Source organism: bacterium (assembly GCA_004322275.1).
In the GTDB taxonomy this organism is placed as follows: domain Bacteria; phylum Desulfobacterota; class Deferrisomatia; order Deferrisomatales; family BM512; genus SCTA01.
In genome coordinates this window covers 44966-61602 of sequence record SCTA01000032.1, presented here as the reverse complement: position 1 = coordinate 61602, position 16637 = coordinate 44966, and the positions used below count along the sequence as shown (strand labels likewise).

Here is a 16637-nt window from a genome sequence, read left to right as displayed (position 1 = left end):
TCCCCGAAAAAGAATAAAATTATCAAAACCTTGCGGCAGCGGCAAGGGCCGTGCTTGTAAACCCTTTAAAAAGGCGGTAACTTCCAGGTGTCCGCCGCAGGGCGCTTAACCCAAGGACCACGGAGCGACTATGGAAATTGGAATCTTCGGCCTCCCCCTCTCGGGAAAGACGACCCTCTTCAACCTCCTGACCAGCTCCCACGCCGAAACGGGGTATTCCTCCTCCAAAAAGAAGGCCAACGTGGGGATGAGCAGGGTTCCCGACCCACGCCTCGACAGGCTTAGCGAGATATGGTCGCCGAAGAAGACAACCTACACCACCGTCCGCTACGTAGACGTGGCGGGCGAAAAGGGGCTCTCCCCGGAGATTCTCGCCGCGCTGAAGACCACCGACGAACTCCTCATTGTGGTGAGGGATTTCAAGAGCGACGCCGTGCCCCACCCCGAAGATACCATAAATCCCCTCCGCGACGTTGAGATTCTCTCCTCCGAGTTGCTCCTTTCCGACCTCATCATCATCGAAGCGCGGCTAGAGCGCATCGTAAAATCCATGAAGGGCAAAGTCACCGACGAAGTAATCCGCGAAAAGGAACTGCTGGAGAAGCTCAAGGCGCTGCTCGAAGAGGAAAAGCCCCTTCGCGACGTGGAACTTACCGAAGACGAAAAGAGGACGATAAAGGGGTTTCAGTTCCTCACCCAAAAGCCCCTCATAATCGCCCTGAATCTGGGCGAGAACGAGATTTCCTCCGCCGACGCCAAGGTCGCGGAACTGGCGAAAAAGATCGCCTCTCCGGGGGTCGCCGTAACCCACCTTTGCGCCACCATCGAGCAGGAGATAACCGAACTCTCCCCCGAGGACGCCAAAGTTTTCCTCGGCGACCTCGGCATAACCGAGAGCGCCACCGACAGGATAATCCGCACCTCTTACGGCCTTCTGGGGCTGATCAGCTTTTTCACGATGGGCGAGGACGAGTGCAGGGCGTGGACGGTGAGAAAGGGCGCGAAAGCCCCGCAGGCCGCGGGGGTCATCCACTCCGACCTCGAACGCGGGTTCATACGCGCCGAGGTGGTCTCGTACGACGACTTCGTCCGCGAAGGCTCCTACGCCCACTGCCGGGAAAAGGGTCTTCTCCGGGTCGAGGGCAAGGATTACGTGGTCAAGGACGGCGACATTCTGAACATCAGATTCAGCGTCTAGGGGGGTTGCCGTGGAGATAAATTTCCGCCTCACCAAAGGGCAGTTCATTGCGCTGGCAGCTGCCGTAGTCTGTTTTTTCGCCGTCTACCACCTGCTTCTCAACAACTCCGTGGAGGAAGGAAAAGAGCACTTCCGCAAATACCTCGTCACGGATTGCAAATCGAAGCTCGATCTTCCGGAGCCCGGCGAAGTGGACGAGGAGAGCGGCCAAAAGCTGGTCGAAGACATACAGGCCTGCGACAGTATTCAGATAGACGACATTTCCGCCAACGGAGGTGTGCTCCTCAGCGTTTCGGTGCGGGTCGAGCTGGACGACGACGGCTACATACCCAATGGGGAGAAAGTCCGTTACCTGGCCATGAGCAAATCCATGGTCTTCCCCTTCACCACCTTCAAAATCATCTCCGGCAACTGGAACGAATACCTCTACCGCCGCACGAACGCCTTCTTCTATTACGCAAGGCTCTAGTTGGGGCAGGATAGTCATGCAGATCCTTTGAACGCAGCAAAAGTGGCGTAGGGTGTGTTAGCCGCGAAGCGGCGTAACGCACCACAATATGTGTGCTTGGCACCTTTACAGTTGCGGGGCTTGGCGCGCCCCGCACCCGCGCCCCACTTTTTGCCGAAAAAGTGGGGCAAACTCGGCCCGGGAGGTTCCGCTCGCTCTACGAGCGACCGGTCGTTGCGGCGGGGGCGTGAGGGGGCACCCGTTCGCTTGCGCTCACTAAGACCCTCCCGCCGCCCTTTCCGCCTTAAGCTCCCTGCGTCACCTACGGGCCACGAAGAAGACGAAGTGATGGCTCGTCCAAAAACGAGATCATGAAATGTTTTTGGACTCGAAGGTAGATTTTTTACACGTATGCATTTTTTGAATAGTTGTAGACAAATTACCTTCGAGCACACGAGCTAAAATATCCTTGCTCGTGTGCGAGCCATCCTTTCGTTCCCCCTCGGGGCCCGTACGCGGCAGAGCGAGTGGAGGCGTCGGGCCGGCGCGGGGTCTTAACGGAGCGAAGCGAAGTGGGTGCCCCGTACGGCCCAGCCGGAACGAAGTGGTCGCGCTCTTTTGAGCGCGAGCGACGGGTCCGGGCTGAGTTTTGGGCCACCTTTTGCTCACTCAAAAGGTGGCTTGGGGCGCGGGGCGGACAGCCCCGCAAGCTGTAAACAGGCGGGCCGAGCCCGCCCTACCGTTTAACTATCTACTTATTTTAGGGTTTTATCACCCTCTCCTCAAAAAATCCCCCGTATTCACAACATTCCGGCGCGGGCAGCAGCCAGCCGGGAGTTTAAAGGTGGCACTGGTCGCAGAGCGCGTTGTCTTCGAGCGGAAGGCGAAGGAAAGAGCCGTTTAGCGTTGCGAGATGGTTTGTATGGCAGGTCACGCACTGGAGATAGCGGTCCTGGCACAAAACCAGCCCCTCGGGGAACTTGAAACTCGTCCCCGGATGCGCATCGACCCCCAATTCGGCTTTTTTCATATCGGCTCCGAGGGGATGGATAGTCTGGTAGAGGCAGGTGCCGTAGGAATCGACGTCAACGCCTTCGCTGCTTACCCGGTCGATGAATTTTTGCATCTCTTCGGAATTCGGGAAGAGATAGGGAGTCGGTCTGTTGTTTGCCTGAAGCTGTTCCAGAGACAGACCTTCAAAGCAAGGGTCCCAGTTGTGGCAGGACATGCAGTAGCCATCCAGCGATTCCTGGCTGTTTTCGTTCAGGGCCAGCACGACGGGCTCATTCGATTTGGTCCCGACCACCTTTACCGCCATCAGGTTTCCGGCGGAGGCGGAGAGGGCGTAAAAAGTCGTGAAGGTTCTCACCTCCCTGCACTCTGCGCGGTTTCCGTCCTTGCTGAGGCAGGACACCTTTATCGCTATGGGGCGGTTTTTTTGTAAATCGCGGAAGACAAAACCGCCGTTCTCGTCGGCTTGCGTCAGCGAATCGCCGATGCTTACCTGCGCTCCAGGAACAGGCGCGCCGGAATTATCGACGACCTTACCCCTCAAATCCATTACCTCGCCTGCAAAGGCGATTCGGGGCGACGCCAAAAGCACGCAGGCAAGAGCAAAAAGCGCAACGTGAGCAAGGGCAGACGTTTTCATGGCTCTCCTCCACCCTGCCGCTCATAAGTTTAAAACCCTTCAATTCCGATAAGGTTATCCGAAGCGCAAACAGCCCGTTCAGGCTAGTATCTGCGCCTCCATCGGTGCGAGACTCACCTCCACGGTGTGAAAATCTCCCCTTTGCACCGTCATTTTCGGCCCCGGCCTCGACCCCTCGCTTGAAAAGAGGCACTGCCAGCTTCTGCCGAAGGGATGGAGATTTCTGTCAACCACGACGTGAACGCTTGCCGGTTCGGCGGTTTCGCAGCAGGTGTTGGCCACAACGAGGATTTCGCGGCCGTTCAATATCCGCGAGAAGGCTATTACCCCGCCTTTATAGGGAGAGTAGCCGAAATCGATCCCGTTGCCGCTCACTTTGCGGAAATACTGGCGGCCGTAGCGGAGCGCCGGGTAGAGTTTCCGCATCTTCGTGAGTTCCTTTATCTGCTTGTACAGCTCATGGCCCTCCTGGAACGCCCCCTCAGTGCCCCAGAACGCCTCCCTGACGTATTCGCGGGTGTCTCCGCGGCCGGATAGGCCGTTTTCTGTGCCGTAGTAGATACAGGGAATGCCCTGCATCGTCATCAGGCAGGTGAGCGCCACCTTTGTCTGCCCCTCCCAGCCGGGATTGTGGAAGCGCTCGTTCAGGTCGTGGTTGTCGAGGAAGGTCACGTAGTGGCCTCCCGCCTCGCCGTGGGAGCTTACTATCTTCTTGAGGGTCTCCCTGCGGTTGTCGAAATGCGCCGCAAGCTGCGCCGGGGGGGCGAACCCCTTGCACACGTCCCACAGCCGCCTGCGCATGGGGAAGTCTATCGCGGCGTCCACGCCGATAATATCGTCCCCCTTTGTCGTATCCCTTCCGACGAACCTGGCGATCTTCGCCTCGTCGTCGTCCTGCCAGACCTCGCCGAAGGTGAAGAAGTTGGTCTTCCCTATAGAAAGGGCGTATTCGCGCATGGCGTTGCCGAAGGTGCGGGCGAAATCCTCCTCGACGTACTGGAGGGTGTCGATCCGGTAGCCGTCGATGTCGAATTTGGCGATGAAATACTGGTAAATACGGATGAGTGCGTTTCGCAGGCGGTACTCCTGAGTGCCTCCTTCGACGTACCCGGTGTCGAACTCCTTCAGGCTGCCGAAATCGCCTTCCGTTATCGCTCCGCTCTCGTCGACTTTGCCGCGTCTGCGGAAAAAGCAGTTGCACTGGAGCTCTTCGGGCCAGATGCCCTCGTCGGGAGTGAGGTTCTGAAGCTTTTCTATCTCTTCCCACTCCTTTTGCGCCACTCCCTGGCCGTCCTTCCACCTTATGGAGTACTGCCCCGCCTTGTTGAAGGGGGCCTCGTCTCCCATTCCCTCGTAGCTAAAGAGGTTTCCCGCGTGGTTGAGGACGATGTCGAGGATGACGCTCATGCCCTTCGCATGGGCGGCGTCCACCAGAGCGCGGAATTCCCTGTCGGCGATTGCGGGATTTTTCGCCGCCGCTTCCGGGTCTGAGCAAAAGCGCGGTTCTATGTGGAGAAAATCGTAAGCTGCGTAGCCTCCCCAGAACTTGTCGAACCACGGGGGGTTGGCAGTGACCGGCGAAAGCCAGATCGCTCCCGCTCCGAGCTTCTTGATGTAGTCGAGGCGCTTTTCAATCCCCGCGAAATTACCGCCCTGGTATTTTTCGCAGGGCTCGAAGAAGCGGGGCGGAGAGGAAGGATTGTCGAAGCGGTCTACGAGGATGAAATAAATCCAGTTGTCCCGCCAGTCGCCCGGACAGGCGTGGGTAGCGGGAGCCCTGGAGGCATTTTTAGCTCCAACCGGAGTCTCCCAAGCCTCAATTGCGCTTACAACTTCAGGATCGTAAAGAGAATTCATCTCGGCATACTCCCTCGCGTCGCCCATTGTCCGAAGAGAATGAAAGGGTAGCCCCCCCATCGCTAATAACTAGTACCGGTGGCCCAAATGTCAAGGCGAAGCGGGTTTTTTTCAGAAGAACGGAGAAACAAAAAAACCCGCGCTTGCGACGCGGGTTTTTTGCGGAAAAAGGGTCGCTCAGTTGACCTTCAGCTCGACGCCCTTCGATATCGCTTCCGGCTTTTTCGGAAGCATGACGACAAGGACGCCGTCCTCCATTTTGGCGGTCGCTTTTGAGGCGTCCACCGTTCCGGGCAGGGGCAGGGTGCGCTCGAAGTAGCCCTGATAGGTCTCCCTGAGGTGGTAGCGCTCCTCCTTCTTCTCTTTTTCTTCCTTCTGCTCGCCTCTTATGGTTATGGAGTCTTCCCGGACGGAGATGGTCACATGGTCCTTCGATATCCCCGGCATTTCGGCTTTAACCATGAAGCCGGTATCGGTTTCGGTAAGGTCCACGGCGGGCATGATCATCCCCTTTTCCGACAGCTCGGCGACCCAGCCGGCAGGCCTCTCGATGATTCCCCTGCCGAAGGGGTCGAAACCGAGCATGAAGTCGTCGAAAAGCCGGTCGACCTCGTTCCGGAGAGAACGCACGGGGGTGACGCTTTTAGGGGAGAGAAATTTTCCGATAGCCATGTTCAATCCTCCTCGCCCGTCAGGGCTGCTTGATTTCCCCCTTCGGAATTTAAAATTAATCAGAGTTTTTGGGCTGTCAAGGCGGACTTTCGCCACAAAAAAACCGCCGGTATTTCCGGCGGTTTTCAGGGCTTGCATAAAGGTGACGGGGCCTTTTTAGTAGCGGTTCGCGCTTCCCAGTACGTTCATGTTCTTATGCTTCAAGACTTCGACGAGGGCCGACCTCGCCGCGCCGATGTACTTTCTCGGATCGAACTCCCTGGGATTTTCTTTCAGGTATTTGCGGATTACGGCTGTCATGGCGAGCCTGCCGTCGGAGTCGATGTTTATCTTGCAGACCGCGCTCGCGGCCGCGCGGCGAAGCTGTTCTTCGGGCACTCCGAGCGCCCCGGCGAGATCGCCGCCGAAATCGTTTATCATCTTTACGTACTCGGGCATGACGCTCGACGCGCCGTGGAGGACAATGGGGAAACCGGGGAGGCGCTTTTCGATCTCTTCGAGGATGTCGAAGCGCAGCGGGGGAATCTCCGCCTGGCTCTTTACCTTGAATTTGAACGCGCCGTGACTGGTGCCGATGGAGATGGCGAGGCTGTCCACCTTCGTGCGCCCGACAAAATCCTCAACCTGCTCGGGGTGGGTGTAGTGGCTCTCCTCGGAGGAAACGTGCTCCTCGATCCCGGCTAGGACCCCCAGTTCGCCCTCGACGGTGACGTCGCGGGGGCGGGCGTACTCGACGACCTTTCTGGTGAGTGCTATGTTGTCTTCGTAGGAGAGCGAGGAGCCGTCGATCATCACCGAGGAAAAGCCGCTCTCGATGCAGGAGACGCAAAGCTCGTAACTGTCGCCGTGGTCGAGGTGAAGGCAGACCGGTATGCTGCTGCCCATCGCTTTCGCCATCTCGACCGCTCCCGCCGCCATGTGGCGAAGGAGTATCTCGTTGGCGTAGTTGCGCGCCCCTTTCGAGACCTGGATGATGACGGGGCTCTGGGTCTGCGCGCAGGCGGTGATAATCGCCTGGAGCTGCTCCATGTTGTTGAAATTGTAGGCGGGAACGGCGTATTTGCCCTCCATCGCCCTCTTGAACATCTCGCGGGTGTTGAAAAGCCCCAGAGTTTTGTAATCGACGGACATGGAAACCCTCCTTTTGCAGTATAATGCTCAAAAGAATAATTCATGCATTTTACCCCAACGCGGCGCTTTTAACCACCTGTGAGCCGCATCAAATAAATTCTAGTTTTAAAAGGGCGTAACGGTAAGAGGCATGGAAATAATATTTTTGACACAATTGTCAGAACTTTAAATTCCAAAGCTGCATAATTGTATCAAAAACCACCCTCTGCAATCGCAACATCACGTAATAACTGGCTTTTATATTTTGGCACCAAAGTTGCGTGTCAATTAGCAGGTATTGCTGCCAACTTCGCGACGGAGGAAAAAGGATGAAAAAGATTGAGGCTGTGATACGGCCCGCGAATCTCGAAGCCACCGTCTTCGCCCTGCGGGAGGCCGGGTTCAGATGTTTTTCGGTCACCGAAACGAGGGGCTACTGCAACGGCAAGCGGAAGATAGCGCACGCCGGAGGCGAGGAGTTTGAAATAAACTTCTTTGAAAAGGTTAAAATCGAGCTCGTGCTGGACGATTCTCTCGCCGAAAAGGCCATCGAGGTCATAACCGTCGCCGGTTACACCGGGAAGTCGGGAGACGGGATGATCTTCGTTCTCCCCGTGGACGAGGCGGTACAGATAAAGAGCGGCGAACGGGGAGTATCAGCACTTTAACCTAAGAGGCTGTTTAAAAAACGTCGAGAGAAGGCGGGGCTCGCAACAGTTTTTCAACAGCCGACTAAACAAAAAAACGGGCTCCCTCGGGAACCCGTTTTTCGCTTTTGGATTTTGGTTTTAGTTGCGGACGTTCGAGGCCTGGAGGCCCTTGGGGCCGTTCACCAGGTCAAACTCCACAGCCTGCCCCTCGCTGAGAGTCTTGAAACCATCCATCGTGATTGCGGAGAAGTGGACGAAAACGTCCGGCCCGTCTTCCTGAGAGATAAATCCGAAACCCTTCTGATCGTTGAACCATTTCACTATTCCCTTAGCCACGGCGTACCTCCTTTTGCAAAAGCCATGGGTAAGTCCTGCATACTACCTGCGCCGTTTTAAACGACGCATTGTACTTCGGGCTTACTTACATAAACGCCCGCTTCGGCGGGCGGCAACATGAGTAAAACGCGGTTTAATTCCCGAGGTAGATACTAATTCACCGGCGAGCCGAAATCAAACGAAAATATCGGGCGAGGCAGTAGCGGCGCTACGGCGAAGACATGACGACGCCGGGGAGCGAAAGGACGCGCCGGACCCTACTTCCAGTGAATGCAATGCACCGGGCATACGTCGATGGCCGCCTCGATCTCACTTTCCGTCGCCCCGTTCTGATTGTACACCTCGGATTTGTCGTTCTCGTCGAACCTAAAGACGCTGGGACACTCGTCGATGCAGGCCCCGCAGCTTATGCACACCTCTTTGTCCACCCAGAGTATTCTTGCCATCGCTTTTCTCCCTTACTCAAAGCGAGATTTATTTGAATAAACATTACCTCACAGGAAAAGGTTACCGTCGTCCACGCAGGGCGCAAGAAAGGCTGACGGATAAACTCGCGGCTAGGCCGTGCGGAATTCCGGTATTTGGCTATTGTTGGACACAGTCTACATTTTGCGGATCGGTAAAGAGGTTTCTGACGAATGAAACCGGCGAAAAATCGGTAATGCAATTGTATTCAAGACTTAAATAATCCGGGCGAATTTTGGACAAGGGCGCGACGTCTTCGATAAGGTTGTGTGCAAGATACAGACTGCCCAGATTATGGAGCCCGGAAAGAGGCGACAGGTCTGATATCTGATTGTTCTCCAGCGTGAGGGACGTTAAAGAAGTCAAATTTGAAAACGAGGACAAATCCGTGATGCCGTTGTCGCTCGCGTCCAGCACTTGTAATCCATGAAGGTAGCCGATGTCGGCGAGCAGGGAAAAATCGGTGACCCTGCATGACTTCAGCTTGATTATCGTCAGGATTGGCTTAGGCGTACCTGCGAGCGGCGACAGGCTTGTAAGCGGGTTTCCATTCAGTTCGAGGAGTTGAAGCCTGGACATTCCGCCAAGCGGGGTAATGTCTGCTATCTGGTTATTGCCCAGATAGAGTCTTTCCATCGAGGTCATATTCGCCAGCGGCGACAGGTCGGTTACGAGGTTGTCGTTAATTCTTAGATATTCAAGATACTTGAACCTCGCAAGCGAAGACAGATCCGAAATACGGTTGTAAGCAGCGCTCAGCCCCAGCAGAAAGGGCATTTCGCCCAGCGGCTCCAAGCTAAGGTTTAGGCCATCGAGACTCAGCATCACCAGAGGCAGCCCCTGAAGAGGAGCTAGGCTCATTATAGGGTTGTAGCCAAGGTCAATGTTTTTCAGTTTTGGAATTCTGCTCACGGGAGTGAGATCGGAGATCAGGTTATTTGAGAGCCTGATTTCGCCAAGACTGACTATTCCGCACGCCGGTGAAAGGTCCGTGACCCGATTGTAGGAGAGGTCTACCTTGAGAAGAAGGGGAAGTCCTTGCAGCGGGGCCAAGTCCGAGATGTTGTTGTGGCTGAGCCATAAAATCCCTGCCTCCGGCAGACCGGGCCCGGAAGGAAGGGCTTCGATCTGGTTGTACGACACATTGAGCATCCGGAGCTTCGGCAATTGCCATATCGGCCCGAGGTCAGTGATCCTGTTATTTTTAGCAGCAATAAACCACAGTGCAGGAAGACCGGCAAGAGGGGACAGATCACTTATATCGTTGTTGCTCAGTTCCACGTAACCCAACTCTTTTATCCCGGAAAGCGCGGCAATGTCGGATATGTTGGCTTTTTCGAGATACAACCTTTCAAGATGCGTTCGCGAAAGCGGGGTTATGTCCGTGATGGGGTTTGAGGAAAGCCCCAGTTCTTTCAAGGATGTATTTCCAGCCAGGGGCGAGATGTCGGCTATCCTGTTCCCTCCGAGAAGAAGGTTCTCGATGGGGCACAAAGCTAAAGGGGATATGTCGGTTATAAGGTTGTCTCCCAAATCGAGATATTTGTATCCCGTGCCATATAGCCCATCTCCTACTCTTTTCTGAAGTGGGGATATGTCTACAATCCTGTTTTGTCGCAACTCAAGATTGGTTAGTTGATTGCCCGCCAGAGGAGAGATGTCCGTAATCATGTTGCCATTCAATTTCACGTCACCCAAGCTGGACAAGTGCAAGGGAGGCAAATCGGTGATCCGGTTATTTCTGAGATAGAGATTTTTAAGGGTAACAAAGTCCGAAAGCGATTCGACCCGGCTAATGTTGTTATTGTCCAGCCAAATGGTAATGAGGGAAGGCAACTCGCGTAGCGATAGAACTTCAACCTTGTTGTGTGATGCGGCAATTTCGGATAAAAATTGTAACCCGTATACAGGAGACAGGTCCTTTACCTGATTTTCTTCAATACCAAGACTAATTAAATTGTCCAATCCGGAGACGGTGGAGATATCAGTTATCTTATTCTGGCGCAGTTCAAGCCATTTAAGAAACTTCATACCTGAGAGCGCGGAAATATCTACTATATCGTTGCCCCAAAGACACAGGTATTCAAGAGAGGTCAGCCCGCTCAAAGGCGAGAGGTCTTCAATTTTGTTATACCAGATGCTGAGGAACTTCAGATTCTCCAGCCCCGCGAGGGGGGAAAGATCCGTGATTTCGCCGCCACCTATGATCAACAGTTTATGCAGAGAGGGAATTTTTGAAAGGGGGTGCAAGTCATTTAACTTACCGTAATAAATGGACAATACGCCAAGCCCGGACAATTGCTCCAGTCCGTCGAGAGAATTTATCCCAACTTCAGAGCAATAAAGCTCCGTCAAGCCTGCAAGAGCCTCAGTGCTTGTATCTCCGCGGGTAGCTTTCATTACGCATGCGTCGAGGTTTGGGTCCGGGAAGTGGCCGCTGACGATTGGCGGAGGTTCAGGATTACCCAATTCTCTTACGAAATATTCGCTTGCAATCGAGGAATCGGCCATTCCGCTTTTTGCGGCAATGGCCTTTACGGTAGTTGTGGAGCTTACAAATATTACGTCTTGGAACACGGCCGATGCGGTTGTTGGATTCGTGCCGTCGGTGGTGTAATAGACCGACGAACCCGGGGTAGCGCTGGTTATTCTTACGGATACCCCCTCGTCGTAAAAATGCACTGGTCCAGGCTCTTCGGAAGGATCAATAACCGGGGTGGCAACCTTGTCCATGCCGGCTGTGGTGAAGGTCAGCACTTTGTCGGAAGACAGATGGTTCCCGGCGATGTCACTCACCCCTGTAGTCACCCTCGCGGTGTAACCGGTTGAATAGGCCAGAGGCTGGCCGGGGGTAAAGGTCGCCTTCTTTGTGTTTGCGTCGTAGCTTACAACTCCAGGAACCGGGTTTGACCCGATTACGAGGGTGAAGGCGGAAGAGTTTATGGTGGAACCATCCATCGCCTCGTTGAAGGCTATGATGACGCTGCTCTTCACATCTATATTATATTCGTTGGGGATCAGGTTGACAAAACGGACAAGCGGGGGTTCGTGGTCGGCATCGTCATTTATGATAGTTACTGAGGAACTGCAGGTGCTGCCCGAAGTATCCGTCACAGTGACGGACAGTTCGTTCGCACCCGATTGAAGAGGTATCTCGCCGGAGGCGAAAAAGGAATTGACCGTTGCTTTGCAGACGCCGCTTTCACCTCGGCCGGTAGACCATTTTATTTCCTGAACCCCATCCGGGTCCGTCGCGGTTCCGGTTAAAATAAAGCTGCTGCTCTTCAATACTGTAAAGGGACTTTGGGGAGGCCAGCTGAAAACTATCTCCGTGGCACCCGTATCGGTAGGTTTGCCCAGTGAATCCTGGGTTTCAATGTCCGGGGGCAAGTAGCTCTTGCCGCCTTCGACGCCGGTGCAGCCTGCGGCAATGATAAACAGAGCCAGAGAAACAAGCATGAAAACGATAGATCGATTGCCAGCCATGATGACTACCCTCCAAAAATTAATTTTTGGCCGCCGAAACATTGGGCTTCCTTAAGCGGACAACTATGGTCTTTTTTTTAAGCAATCACGCTAAACTTCTTTCTGCATACAAGCGCCAAAAAATAACTCAATACCTTACTCGTATCATTTTTTGGTGGATATTACAAGGAAAGCAATACCTTTAAGGGCTGCTTTTTTATGCTTAATATTATATGGGACATCATTAACCTAGGGATGCATTAAAGTTCACATGAAAGGGCACCTCCGATAAATGCAACTACTTGTTTTGCCGCTCTACGCAACTCAGTACCACTTCATCTCCCGCACTTCAATATTCTTGTCCTTCGATACCAGCTCCCTGAACTTCGCGATATTGCTCATGCCGTCCTTGCCGCGGTAGTGGTACGGAATGACGACTTTCGGCTTTACGGCGAGGACAAGCGAGGAGGCCTGCTCGACGCTCATGGTGTAGGGAAGGTTCATGCAGACGAAGGCGTAGTCTATCTTTTTGAGCGCGCGAGCCTCGGGGGTATCCTCGGTATCGCCGGAGATATATATCCGCTTTCCTTCCAGCGTTATCACGTAGCCGTTGTCGCGCCCTCTGGGATGAAACTCCTTCTTTTCCGGGCTGGTGTTGTAGGCGGGGACGGCCTCGATAGTTATCGTACCGGCCTTTACCGTCTCGCCGTTCTGAATCACCTCGCCGAAGCCGAGCTTGTCGATTACGGACTTCGGGCCGTAGACCTCGGCCCCGCGCATCCGAAGGGAGGTCAGGAGCTCGGGAACGAAATGATCGTAGTGTCCGTGGGTTATGAGAACCACCGCCTGCGGGCTCTGCCCGGCGTAGGAGGCGATGTCTCCGGTGGGATCGACGTAGATCACCTTTCCCTGCGCCTGTATGACGACGCTCGCGTGGGTTACCGGGGAAAAGGTTATCTTCTCGGCGGCCTCCGAAAGGGGCGCGAAAAACATCAGAAGAAGGATCATGGCTGCGATACCGATGATCGTGCTCATGGGACGCCTCCTGGAATGCTGGATACTTTGCCTCCCGGCAGCTTCACCGTACATTTTAGCGCAAAACCTCCCTGTTGCAGAAAAGGCGGTCCAATACGTTCCGCCGCCTAGTCTGGATTCCTTTACTTGAACTGGGCCAGAAAAGCCTTCGTAGAGCGGTCGTAGGTGCGCTCGGCCTCGGGGGTGAAGTAGCAGGCGACCATCTGGCCCTTCGCCCGGTGGTAGGCGACGCACTTGCAGCAGACTCCCCGCTTGTCGCAGGAGGTGTAGGTGCAGGGGCAGTCCTTCAGGTTTTTGTCTTTAGTACACTCCATTTTAATCCCCAAAAGGCTGTCGAAAAACGTCGAGAGAAGCCCCGGTTTCAAGGAGACGCGGAGCGAGAAGCGAGACATAACCGTTTGTTAGGCGAGCGCCCGAGCGAGCATGCGACGCAGAAAACACAGGCTCGCAACAGTTTTTAACAGCCTTTAGTCCTGAATCCTGAAAAGATCGTCAAGATCCGATTCCTCGATGAGAGGGCCGGTCAGGTCGCCGGGGCGTACGAATTCGCTGGTGAGCTTTCTCTTTTTGCCCGCCAGCTCCTGAATTTTCTCCTCGACGGAGTTCTTGGCTATCATCTTGTAGGAGAAGACCGTCCTCGTCTGCCCTATCCGGTGGGCGCGGTCGGCGGCCTGCTCTTCGACGGCGGGGTTCCACCACGGGTCGAAGAGAATTACGTAATCCGCTCCGGTGAGGTTGAGGCCGGTGCCGCCCGCCTTAAGACTGACGAGAAAGGCCTTGACCGATTCGTCTTCCTGAAACCTTCTCACGCGGGTTTCGCGGTCGCGGGTGCGGCCGTCGAGATAGAGGTGGCTTATGCCCGCCTCCTCGAACCAGGCGCGGAGAATCTTGAGCACCTGCACGAACTGGCTGTAGACCAGTATCTTATGTCCCTCTGCTACTACCTCGGTGACGAAATCGCAGAACTGGTCGAATTTGGCCGAGCCGACCCCCGCGCCGACCCCGCCGGGGATTACCGCCGGGTGGCAGCAGACCTGCCGGAGGCGCAAAAGCACGTCGAGCACGCAGTTTCTCGCCTTTGAGAAGCCCGTCTCTTCGACGGCGCGGAAGACCTTCTCCCTCCCCGCCAGAAGCAGGGAGCGGTAGAGCTTCGCCTGCGCCGGGGTGAACTCGCTGTAGAGGAGGTTCTCGATCTTCTCGGGCAGCTCAGGCGCTACCTCGGGCTTTAGCCTTCGGAGGATGAAGGGGCGTATCTTGCTCCGCAGCGCTCCGGCGGCGCTCTCGTCGCCCTTCGCGATGGGCTTGAGGTAATGCTCGGTGAAGTGCCGCTCGGAGCCGAGAAGCTCCGGCATGAGAAAACAGAACTGGCTCCACAGCTCGCCGAGATTGTTTTCAAGGGGCGTGCCGGTTAGGGAGAGCCTCCTTCGCGCGGGGAGCTTCCTCGCCGATTTGGCGGTGAGGGTCGCGGCGTTCTTTATCGCCTGCGCCTCGTCGAGCATCACGTAGTTCCACTCCACCGACTGGAGAAACTCTATGTCCCGCCGCATAACGGCGTAGCTTGTTATGACGATGTCGGAGGAGAGAATCTCGTCCTTGAGGAAGGCTCGCTCCGCGCCGTGGTAGCGCAGATAGGTCAGCCCCGGCGCGTGGGCGCGTATCTCCGCCTCCCAGTTGGGGACGACGGAGGTGGGCGCGACGATGAGGGTCGGGGCCTTTATTCCCGTTTCCCGCAGGTGGAGGAGCAGCGCTAGCGCCTGCACCGTCTTTCCGAGGCCCATGTCGTCGGCCAGCACTCCGCCGAGGTCCATCGATTCGAGAAACAAAAGCCAACGGTAGCCGCGCACCTGATAGGGACGAAGCTCACAGCCGAGCCCCCTGGGCAGCGGCGTCTTGTCGGATTCCCCCGCGAAAAACCCTTCCGCCAGCTTTTTCCACTGCTCTTCGTTTTCAATCTGGAGGTCTTCGGCGAGGGAGGCGAAATCCATAGCGGTCTGCGCCTGATAGTTCTTTATCCTCGCCTTACCGCCGGAGAGGTCGAGATGTCCCACGGCGGAAAGCCGGGTAAGCCACTCCTCCGGGAGGACGGCGCGGCTGCCGTCTCCGAGGCGCACGTAGCGGGAGTGGCGTTCGAGAGCCTTCATTATCTCCTCGAAGCGGGCCTCCTCGCCCTCGACGCTGGCGGTGGCTTCGAGGTCGAGCCAGTCGATTCCCGAGGATATCTTCACCCGAAGGCTGACCGGGGAGGAGCGGACGCGGTGAGTCTTCAGGGATTCCTTCCCGAAGACCTCCCAACCCTCGGGCAACGTCTTTATGCCGGTGAGGATGAAATCGAAGGCCTTGTCCCCCTCTATCTCGAATTTACCGGGCTCCGTGAGCTTGAATCCCAAGGCCCGCAGGGTCTTCACCGCCTCGAACTCGGCTTCGAGATCCCGCCGGAGCGACGGCCTCACCTCACCGGCTCCGAAGAGTATCACCGGGTCGGGATTGTCGGCCAGAACCTCGCAGTCGCCGTAGAAAAAGGAGAGCGAACCCTTTAGGACTCCCTCCTCCTCGTCCAGATAGAGGCGGGGAGAGGGGGTCTCGGAGATGCCGAAGGTTCTGCCGGATTCCAGCAGAAGGTCGATCTCGACCCCCCAGCCGTCGAGGGCGGAAATGCCGCTGGTGAGGAAGGAGGGGACTTCCGCCTGGGGGACCACCGTGCCTTCGGTGAGGAGGATGGAGAGGGAAAGGCCGTCCGCCGCTCCGATTACGCGCCGGAGTGTGCCGTCATACTCCGCCCACGGATAGCGCGAGCCGATTATTCTCGCCGGGGCGTCCCAGGGGCGGCCGCCGGGGAAGGCCAGGGAGCAGTCCACGAAGAGCCCCTGCTGGGTTTCCCTCACCTCCATGTGCGGCAGCACCGGCTTGGGCTCGAACGCCGCGCGCTCCCCGGACCCTTCCCAGTAGACGTAGAGAGTCTGGGAGAGGGCGCGAAGAGTGGGCTCGACGAGTTCGTTCGGTATGGGGACCTCGGCTTTGGATATGGGGCGCTCCGGATTCCTTCCGAAGATGACGTCGAAGACTCTGCGGTCGAGAGGGGTCATGGAAACCGGGGGATTTACGAAAATCTCGCCGGGAGAGAGCTTTCTCCCACGGCCGAGGGTACGGGCGTTTGGCCGGTGCTCGCGCCAGGAGATCGAGAGCGTCCAGAAATTCCCCCTGTCAAGCGAGAGCGAAAGCCAGTGGATGAAGGCGCGCTCGCCCTCCATCGGCACGCGGTAGGCCTTGCGGGGTGCTATGCGCTCGATAAGCGCGCGCCACTGGCTGCCCCTCGGCTGCCCCTCTCTGGCTCTGGCCCATTGCCGTGCAAGCGCCACCGCGTGGCTGCAGGGCTGTTCCCCGTTGCAGGTGCAGGAGGTTTTTGCGTATCGAGCCTCGATGCTGAGGGAGACGCGGTAGCTCTCTCCGTCGTCGAAAACCTTTCCCTCCACAAGCGACGCCGAAGGCCCCGCGTGCTCCGACATCTCCGCAACGCGGCCCGACTGCTGGAGGGAGCGTCCCCTCGCCCGCACCGCCGGGGAAGCGAGGGCTTCAATCTCAAGGGCCGTACGCCGCTGATCAACCGCCTGGGGCACCTGTGAACCTCCGATCGATTAAGGGTTTGTCCGTAAATAAAACCTTCGTTCTCGCATCCGGCTTTTGGCCCGCTTTTGCCGCTCATCAATCGCAAAACCTCGACGTAGAACAACTACGCCTGCGGTTTTGCTCAGT

Annotated in this window: 13 protein-coding genes; 3 read left to right on the top strand and 10 right to left on the bottom strand. The window is 56.3% G+C overall.

Going from position 1 to position 16637, the window contains the following annotated elements; genetic code table 11:
- Positions 1–130 precede the first annotated feature (130 nt).
- Both ychF and EPN96_09535 read left to right on the top strand, forming a co-directional pair.
- Complete coding sequence (gene ychF / locus EPN96_09540; protein TAL16366.1) at positions 131–1198, top strand: redox-regulated ATPase YchF; 1068 nt, start codon at positions 131–133, stop codon at positions 1196–1198.
- 10 nt (positions 1199–1208) lie between these two features.
- Positions 1209–1667 carry a hypothetical protein gene (locus tag EPN96_09535; protein ID TAL16365.1) on the top strand — a complete coding sequence of 153 codons (459 nt, stop codon included), beginning with the start codon at positions 1209–1211 and terminating at the stop codon, positions 1665–1667.
- Between the two features lie 817 nt (positions 1668–2484).
- Here the strand turns inward: EPN96_09535 and EPN96_09530 are convergent.
- The 4 genes from EPN96_09530 to EPN96_09515 all read right to left on the bottom strand — a co-directional run bounded on the left by EPN96_09530 (position 2485) and on the right by EPN96_09515 (position 6957).
- Positions 2485–3207: a carboxypeptidase regulatory-like domain-containing protein gene (locus EPN96_09530; protein ID TAL16364.1), complete on the bottom strand. Its 723-nt coding sequence runs from the start codon at positions 3205–3207 to the stop codon at positions 2485–2487.
- Positions 3208–3375: 168 nt separating this feature from the next.
- The gene (locus tag EPN96_09525) at positions 3376–5214 is read right to left on the bottom strand and encodes an alpha-amylase (GenBank protein TAL16363.1); all 1839 of its coding nucleotides are present in this window, start codon (positions 5212–5214) and stop codon (positions 3376–3378) included.
- A 117-nt stretch (positions 5215–5331) separates the two neighbouring features.
- Positions 5332–5964, bottom strand: coding sequence for an Hsp20/alpha crystallin family protein (locus tag EPN96_09520; protein ID TAL16362.1), 633 nt, complete (start codon positions 5962–5964; stop codon positions 5332–5334).
- An 18-nt stretch (positions 5965–5982) separates the two neighbouring features.
- A complete protein-coding gene (locus tag EPN96_09515) occupies positions 5983–6957 on the bottom strand; it encodes a class II fructose-1,6-bisphosphate aldolase (protein ID TAL16361.1) in 975 nt (324 codons plus the stop codon).
- Between the two features lie 308 nt (positions 6958–7265).
- On the opposite strand from EPN96_09515, the gene EPN96_09510 reads away from it, so the two are divergent.
- Positions 7266–7604 (top strand): P-II family nitrogen regulator, encoded by a 339-nt coding sequence (locus tag EPN96_09510; GenBank protein ID TAL16360.1) that lies wholly within the window; start codon positions 7266–7268, stop codon positions 7602–7604.
- Positions 7605–7724: 120 nt separating this feature from the next.
- On the opposite strand, the gene EPN96_09505 is transcribed toward EPN96_09510, so the two are convergent.
- From EPN96_09505 to EPN96_09480, 6 genes are all read right to left on the bottom strand, one after another.
- The gene (locus tag EPN96_09505) at positions 7725–7922 is read right to left on the bottom strand and encodes a cold-shock protein (GenBank protein TAL16359.1); all 198 of its coding nucleotides are present in this window, start codon (positions 7920–7922) and stop codon (positions 7725–7727) included.
- Between the two features lie 257 nt (positions 7923–8179).
- Entirely contained in the window at positions 8180–8368 is a 189-nt protein-coding gene (locus tag EPN96_09500) for a ferredoxin (GenBank protein ID TAL16358.1), read from the bottom strand.
- 139 nt (positions 8369–8507) lie between these two features.
- Entirely contained in the window at positions 8508–11915 is a 3408-nt protein-coding gene (locus EPN96_09495) for a hypothetical protein (GenBank protein TAL16357.1), read from the bottom strand.
- A 261-nt stretch (positions 11916–12176) separates the two neighbouring features.
- Positions 12177–12941: an MBL fold metallo-hydrolase gene (locus tag EPN96_09490; protein ID TAL16356.1), complete on the bottom strand. Its 765-nt coding sequence runs from the start codon at positions 12939–12941 to the stop codon at positions 12177–12179.
- 68 nt (positions 12942–13009) lie between these two features.
- Entirely contained in the window at positions 13010–13201 is a 192-nt protein-coding gene (locus EPN96_09485; GenBank protein ID TAL16355.1) for a hypothetical protein, read from the bottom strand.
- 153 nt (positions 13202–13354) lie between these two features.
- Entirely contained in the window at positions 13355–16501 is a 3147-nt protein-coding gene (locus EPN96_09480; protein ID TAL16354.1) for an ATP-dependent helicase, read from the bottom strand.
- Positions 16502–16637 lie beyond the last annotated feature (136 nt).

What these genes read in the sequence shown, in the direction of transcription:
- ychF (TAL16366.1), top strand. Translation starts at nt 131, where the DNA reads ATGGAAATTGGAATCTTCGGCCTCCCCCTCTCGGGAAAGACGACCCTC.
- EPN96_09530 (TAL16364.1), bottom strand. Translation starts at nt 3,207, where the DNA reads ATGGATTTGAGGGGTAAGGTCGTCGATAATTCCGGCGCGCCTGTTCCT.
- EPN96_09525 (TAL16363.1), bottom strand. Translation starts at nt 5,214, where the DNA reads ATGGGGGGGCTACCCTTTCATTCTCTTCGGACAATGGGCGACGCGAGG.
- EPN96_09520 (TAL16362.1), bottom strand. Translation starts at nt 5,964, where the DNA reads ATGCAAGCCCTGAAAACCGCCGGAAATACCGGCGGTTTTTTTGTGGCG.
- EPN96_09515 (TAL16361.1), bottom strand. Translation starts at nt 6,957, where the DNA reads ATGTCCGTCGATTACAAAACTCTGGGGCTTTTCAACACCCGCGAGATG.
- EPN96_09510 (TAL16360.1), top strand. Translation starts at nt 7,266, where the DNA reads ATGAAAAAGATTGAGGCTGTGATACGGCCCGCGAATCTCGAAGCCACC.
- EPN96_09500 (TAL16358.1), bottom strand. Translation starts at nt 8,368, where the DNA reads ATGGCAAGAATACTCTGGGTGGACAAAGAGGTGTGCATAAGCTGCGGG.
- EPN96_09495 (TAL16357.1), bottom strand. Translation starts at nt 11,915, where the DNA reads ATGTTTCGGCGGCCAAAAATTAATTTTTGGAGGGTAGTCATCATGGCT.
- EPN96_09490 (TAL16356.1), bottom strand. Translation starts at nt 12,941, where the DNA reads ATGTACGGTGAAGCTGCCGGGAGGCAAAGTATCCAGCATTCCAGGAGG.
- EPN96_09485 (TAL16355.1), bottom strand. Translation starts at nt 13,201, where the DNA reads ATGGAGTGTACTAAAGACAAAAACCTGAAGGACTGCCCCTGCACCTAC.